This window comes from Streptomyces sp. NPDC001634 (assembly GCF_040298185.1).
Classification (GTDB): domain Bacteria; phylum Actinomycetota; class Actinomycetes; order Streptomycetales; family Streptomycetaceae; genus Streptomyces.
On the sequence record NZ_JBEOZU010000098.1, the window covers coordinates 25,181 to 31,343 of the forward strand.

Sequence of the window (6,163 nt, forward strand, 5' to 3'; positions counted from 1 at the left end):
TACGGCAGCGTACCGGTGCCCCGGAGGGCGGCCGGAGCCAGTCCGTCCGCACCGCTCGCCAGGGCGTCCCGCATCGGGACGGGCTAGCCTGAAGCCCACTCGAGCGGACAAAACAGCAGGAACAGGAGGCGCGGGCATGGCCGCAAGCGCCCCTCGCATCTTTGTCTCGCATCTGTCCGGCGTCGCCGTCTTCGACCCCAACGGCGACCAGGTGGGCCGTGTGCGGGACCTCGTCGTCATGCTTCGCGTCGGACGGCGTCCCCCGAGGCTGCTCGGCCTGGTCGTCGAACTCACCACCCGCCGCCGCATCTTCCTGCCCATGACCCGGGTGACGGGCATCGAGTCGGGCCAGGTGATCATCACGGGCGTGATGAACGTCCGCCGCTTCGAGCAGCGGCCCACCGAGCGGCTCGTCTTCGGGGAGCTGCTCGACCGCCGCGTCAGGCTCGTCGAGACCGACGAGGAGGTGACGGTCCTCGATCTGGCCGTGCAGCAGCTGCCGGCCCGCCGGGACTGGGAGGTCGACCGGGTCTTCGTGCGCAAGGGGAAGGGCGGCACCTTCCGCCGCAGCAAGGGCGAGACCCTGGTCGTCGAGTGGTCCGCCGTCACCGGGTTCTCCCTGGAGGAGCAGGGACAGGGCGCCGAGAGCCTGCTGGCCACCTTCGAACAGCTCCGGCCCGCCGACCTCGCCAACGTCCTGCACCATCTCTCCGCCAAGCGCCGCGCCGAGGTCGCTGCCGCACTCGACGACGACCGCCTCGCCGATGTCCTCGAACAGCTCCCCGAGGACGACCAGATCGAGATCCTCGGCAAGCTCCAGGAGGAGCGCGCCGCCGACGTCCTGGAGGCGATGGATCCGGACGACGCCGCCGATCTGCTCTCCGAGCTGCCGGAGGAGGAGAAGGAGCGGCTGCTGAGCCTGATGCAGCCCGCCGACGCGGCCGACATGCGCCGTCTGATGGCGTACGAGGAGAAGACCGCGGGCGGTCTTATGACCACCGAGCCGATCGTGCTGCGGCCGGACGCGACCGTCGCCGACGCGCTCGCCCGGGTCCGCAACCCCGACCTGTCCCCCGCGCTCGCCGCCCAGGTCTACGTCTGCCGCCCGCCGGACGAGACCCCGACCGGCAAATACCTGGGGACCGTGCACTTCCAGCGGCTGCTGCGCGATCCGCCGTACACGCTCGTCAGCTCAATGGTCGACGACGATCTGCAGACCCTCGCCCCGGACGCCGCGCTGCCCGTGGTGGCCGGGTTCTTCGCGACATACGACATGGTCGCGGCGCCCGTCGTCGACGAGGCCGGCGCGCTGCTCGGCGCGGTGACCGTGGACGACGTACTGGACCACATGCTGCCCGAGGACTGGCGGGAGACGGAGTTCCACCTCGCCGACGAGGGGGCAGCCGATGGCACCTGAGCGCGACAGGTCGCCCTCCGGCGCGACCGCCACCGCCCGCACCCGCCCGCGGCTGGACCAGCCGCAGCCGCGCCGCACCCGCTTCCTGCCCGAGTGGGACCCGGAGGCCTTCGGACGCCTGTCGGAGCGGATCGCACGGTTCCTCGGCACCGGGCGGTTCATCGTCTGGATGACGGTCGTCATCGTGCTGTGGGTGCTGTGGAACGCCTTCGCCCCGCACCACCTGCGCTTCGACCAGTACCCGTTCATCTTCCTGACCCTGATGCTGTCCCTGCAGGCCTCCTACGCGGCCCCGCTGATCCTGCTCGCGCAGAACCGGCAGGACGACCGCGCCCGGGTCGACCTCGAACAGGACCGCAAACAGAACGAGCGGTCGATCGCGGACACCGAGTACCTCACCCGGGAGGTCGCCGCGCTGCGCACCGGCCTCGGCGAGGTCGCCACCCGCGACTGGATCCGCTCCGAGCTCCAGGACCTCATGAAGGAACTGGACGGGCACCGGCGCGGCGACGGGCATGTCGTATTCCCGGCGGAACGGGCGGGCGGACGTGACGTAGACGACCGCTGACGGGCTTTCCGAGGTCCCCTCCGGGCGCCGTACCATCGTCCTTATGGCTACGGAAGACGCGGTGCGCGAGGCACTGGCGACGGTGAACGACCCCGAGATCAACCGACCCATCACCGAGCTGGGGATGGTCAAATCGGTGGAGATCGGCGCGGACGGAGCGGTCGCGGTCACCGTGTACCTGACGGTCTCCGGCTGCCCGATGCGCGAGACGATCACGCAGCGCGTGACCGAGGCGGCCTCCCGGGTCGAGGGCGTCACCCGCGTCGACGTCGCGCTCGACGTCATGAGCGACGAGCAGCGCCGGGAGCTGGCGACCGCGCTGCGCGGCGGCCAGGCCGAGCGTGAGGTCCCGTTCGCCAAGCCGGGCAACCTGACCCGTGTGTACGCCGTCGCGTCCGGCAAGGGCGGCGTGGGCAAGTCCTCGGTGACGGTGAACCTGGCGGCGGCGATGGCGGCCGACGGACTGAAGGTCGGTGTCGTGGACGCCGACATCTACGGCCACAGCGTGCCGCGCATGCTGGCGGTGGACGGCCGCCCGACCCAGGTCGAGAACATGATCATGCCGCCGCAGGCGAACGGCGTGAAGGTCATCTCGATCGGCATGTTCACCCCGGGCAACGCGCCGGTCGTCTGGCGCGGCCCGATGCTGCACCGCGCGCTCCAGCAGTTCCTCGCGGACGTGTGGTGGGGCGACCTGGACGTTCTGCTCCTCGACCTGCCGCCGGGCACGGGCGACATCGCGATCTCGGTGGCGCAGCTGGTCCCGAACGCGGAGATCCTCGTCGTCACCACCCCGCAGATGGCCGCCGCCGAGGTGGCCGAGCGGGCGGGCGCCATCGCCGTCCAGACCCACCAGAAGATCGTGGGCGTCGTCGAGAACATGTCAGGGCTGCCCTGCCCCCACTGCGACGAGATGGTGGACGTCTTCGGCACGGGCGGCGGCCGGCTGGTGGCGGAGGGCCTGACCCGCACGACGGGTACGACGGTCCCGGTCCTGGGCTCCATCCCGATCGACGTCCGTCTGCGCGAGGGCGGCGACGAGGGCAAGCCGGTGGTCCTGACGGACCCGGACTCCCCGGCGGGCTCGGCCCTGCGCTCGATCGCGGGCAAGCTGGGCGGGCGCCAGCGGGGCCTGGCGGGCATGTCGCTGGGGATCACGCCGAGGAACAAGTTCTAGGGCTCGTACCGGCTCTACCGGCCCTACCGGCTCATACGACCTCACACGACGAGGGGGCGCCGTCACTCCGACGGCGCCCCCTCGTCGTACGCCGGGCTAGGCGGCGTAGGTGCTGATGTCCTTGACCACGGCGAAGCCCAGACCATACGCGCTCATGCCTCTGCCGTACGCCCCCACGTGCACCCCCGCCTGCGTCGACCCGGCGAGCACCCAGCCGAACTCGGACTCGCGGTAGTGGAAGGGCGTCGGGACGCCGTCCACCGGCAGGGACAGGGTGGACCAGGCGGGGCCGGCCAGATCGTCCGCGAGGACCCACGCCGTCTCGGTCTGCTGGTCCAGCCAGTCGTCCCGCAGGGTGTGGTCCAGCTGGCCCGGCCAGGTGAACGCCAGCAGGCCCACGCCGGCGAGCCAGGCCGCGGAGGAGACCGACGTGGCCTCCAGCAGGCCCGTGCCGTCCGCGCTGCGCCGTACGGGGTTGGCGGCGACGGTGACCACCACCGCGAACCGCTCCTTGTCCTCAGTGGCCTCGCTGCGTACGGACGGCTCCTCACCGTGTCCGATCGAACCGTGCTCCACGGCACCCTCGGCCGCGGTACCCACCTGCATCAGCCAGCGCGGACCCGTGAACGCCTCGTCGAGGCCGTACCACGGGAAGGACGCCTGGAGATAGCCGTCGACCGTACGCCGGGCGAAGGGGAGCTGCTGTCCGCCCTCCGCGTCCGGCGCCTGCGCGCCCACCCGACTCGTCGTCTCCATCTGCCCGGACGCCTCCTCGCTCTCGTCGGACCCGAGCGGCCCGCCCCCCACGGGCGTCCTCGCTCCCAAACGGTCCGCACAACAACAGGGCAGCATAGCCACAGCGCTCCGAGCAGCAGGAAAACGCCCGGCGCGTACGGCCCCCTGTACGTCGCAATCTCGCCGTACGCACACCGGTGGGCGTATGGCCTGCGTCACGTCATCAGAGGCGCCGGACGGCGCGGACGGTGTCCGCGTACGGCTCAGGTGGCGTCCGCGTCGAAGGGCGGACGCTCGTCGGGGTCGATCGTTTCGGGCTTCTTCGTCATGTCGACCCTGCCGCCGGTGGAACCCGAGGAAGAGGACGAGGAGGAAGAGGGCTCCGACTCGCGGCCTTGGACCGCATCGGTGACCTCGGCCATCTCCTTCTTCAGGTCGAAGCCGTTACGGATCTCCTTGAGCCCCAGGTCGTCGTTGTCCAGCTGCTTGCGGATGAACGTCTTGGGGTTGAGGTCCTCGAACTCGAAGTCCTTGAACTCGGGGCCCAGTTCCTCGCGGATGTCCTGCTTGGCGCTCTCCGAGAACTCCCGGATCTTGCGGATGGTGCGGGTGACATCCTGGATCATCTTCGGGAGCTTGTCCGGACCGAAGACGAGCACGGCGAGGACAACGAGCGTGACCAGCTCGAGCGGTCCTATGTCATTGAACACCTGAAGCTCCTTGCGATGTCCTCGGTCCTCGGCCCTCGGTGGTCTGTGCGGGTCTTCCGTGGTCCGGGCCGGGTCCACGGTACCCGGCGTTCCCGCCGGACCGGTACTGTCCGGGCCCCGGTCCGCGTGTACACGGCGGGTTTTCCGGGATGTTTGCCTTGCGGGACGGGTTCGGTACCCGTCCCTGTGAAGTTCGTGTCAGTTGCCGTCCGCGGAGCCGAGCACAAGCGTGACGGTCCGTTGCCGGCCGTCGCGGACGACGGTCAGCTCCAGACGGTCGCCCGGCCGGTGGGCGCGGGTCCTGACGATCAGCTCCTCGCCGGAGTGAACGCGCACGCCGTCGACCTCGGTGATGACGTCGCCGGGCTTGATGCCGGCCTTGTCCCCGGGGCCGTTCGCGGTGACCGCGGGACCGCCGCTCGCGCTCTTGGTACTGACACGGGCGCCGTCCCCCTTGTAGTTCATGTCGAGCGTCACGCCGATCACGGGGTGGGTGGCCTTCCCCGTGTTGATCAGCTCCTCTGCGACGCGTTTGGCCTGGTTGACGGGGATGGCGAAGCCGAGCCCGATGGAACCCGCCTGGCCGCTCCCGCTGGAGTTGCTGTCGGCCGAACGGATGGCGGAGTTTATGCCGACCACCCGGCCCTTGGAGTCGAGGAGGGGGCCGCCGGAGTTGCCTGGGTTGATCGGAGCGTCGGTCTGCAGGGCGTCGACGTACGACACATCGCTCCCGTCGCCCTTCTCGCCCCCGGCCGTGATGGGCCGTTCCTTGGCGCTGATGATCCCGGAGGTGACGGTGCCGGCCAGGTCGAAGGGCGCGCCGATGGCGACGACCGGGTCGCCGACCTCGACGTTGTCCGAGTTGCCGAGGGGCATGGGCCTGAGGCCACGGACGCCGCTGACCCGGACGACGGCGAGGTCGTAGCCGGTGTCCCGGCCGACGATGGTGGCCTTGGCGGTCTCGCCGCCGTTGAACGTCACGGATATCTCGCCGCCGGATCCCGCGGCCTCGACGACGTGGTTGTTGGTGAGGATGTGGCCGCGGTCGTCGAGGACGAACCCGGTGCCGGTGCCCTCCGCGGCGCTGCCCTTGACGTGCAGGGTCACGACGCTTGGCAGCGCACGGGCGGCGATCCCGGCGGCGCTGTCCGGGGCGCGCCCCTTGGGCTCCTCCCCCGCCTGCGGCAACCGGACGTCGCCGAACCCGCCGTTGCGCTCCAGCGCGGCTCCGACGACGCCGCCCACCCCGCCGGCCACGAGCGCGATCAGCGCGGCACCGAGCACCAGCGCCGTCCTGACGCGCTTGCGCCGCTGCTCCTGGGTGGCGACAGGGGCGCCGCTCTGCTGAAGGGGAGCTTGCCGGGCCCACGGGTCGTAGTTCTGCCAGGGAGTGGCGGTGGCGTAAGGGGCGGTGTCGTACGTGGAAGGGGGTGACGACGACGGTACGGGCGCCGGGGCGGGCGCTGCGGCGGGCTCCGGCGCGGGCGGGGCGGGCGGCATGGGCATCATGCCGGGGGCCGGCGCCGTGGCAGGGGTCGGCGCCGTCGTCATGCCGG

General features: G+C 71.1%; 6 protein-coding genes. 3 read left to right on the forward strand and 3 right to left on the reverse strand.

Translation table 11 applies throughout. The annotated features are described in order from the left end of the window. The first annotated feature begins 136 nt into the window (after positions 1–136). The 3 genes from ABT186_RS40270 to ABT186_RS40280 are packed head-to-tail and all read left to right on the forward strand — an operon-like array spanning position 137 to position 3,162. Positions 137–1,417: a magnesium transporter MgtE N-terminal domain-containing protein gene (locus ABT186_RS40270; RefSeq protein WP_351233875.1), complete on the forward strand. Its 1,281-nt coding sequence runs from the start codon at positions 137–139 to the stop codon at positions 1,415–1,417. Next, positions 1,407–1,985 (forward strand): DUF1003 domain-containing protein, encoded by a 579-nt coding sequence (locus tag ABT186_RS40275; protein ID WP_351233873.1) that lies wholly within the window; start codon positions 1,407–1,409, stop codon positions 1,983–1,985. The genes ABT186_RS40270 and ABT186_RS40275 overlap by 11 nt, the downstream gene beginning before the upstream one ends. A gap of 43 nt (positions 1,986–2,028) precedes the next feature. Further along, on the forward strand, positions 2,029–3,162 hold the full coding sequence (locus ABT186_RS40280; protein WP_351233871.1) for an Mrp/NBP35 family ATP-binding protein: 1,134 nt from the start codon (positions 2,029–2,031) through the stop codon (positions 3,160–3,162). A gap of 96 nt (positions 3,163–3,258) precedes the next feature. Here the strand turns inward: ABT186_RS40280 and ABT186_RS40285 are convergent, their stop codons facing one another. The 3 genes from ABT186_RS40285 to ABT186_RS40295 form a co-directional block, all read right to left on the reverse strand. Further along, positions 3,259–3,918, reverse strand: a complete 660-nt coding sequence (locus ABT186_RS40285; protein WP_351233869.1) for a hypothetical protein — start codon at positions 3,916–3,918, stop codon at positions 3,259–3,261. Between the two features lie 242 nt (positions 3,919–4,160). Further along, positions 4,161–4,607: a sec-independent translocase gene (locus tag ABT186_RS40290; RefSeq protein ID WP_351233867.1), complete on the reverse strand. Its 447-nt coding sequence runs from the start codon at positions 4,605–4,607 to the stop codon at positions 4,161–4,163. A gap of 198 nt (positions 4,608–4,805) precedes the next feature. Further along, positions 4,806–6,163 (reverse strand): S1C family serine protease (locus ABT186_RS40295; RefSeq protein WP_351929312.1); only part of this gene is annotated, 1,358 nt, incomplete at its 5' end.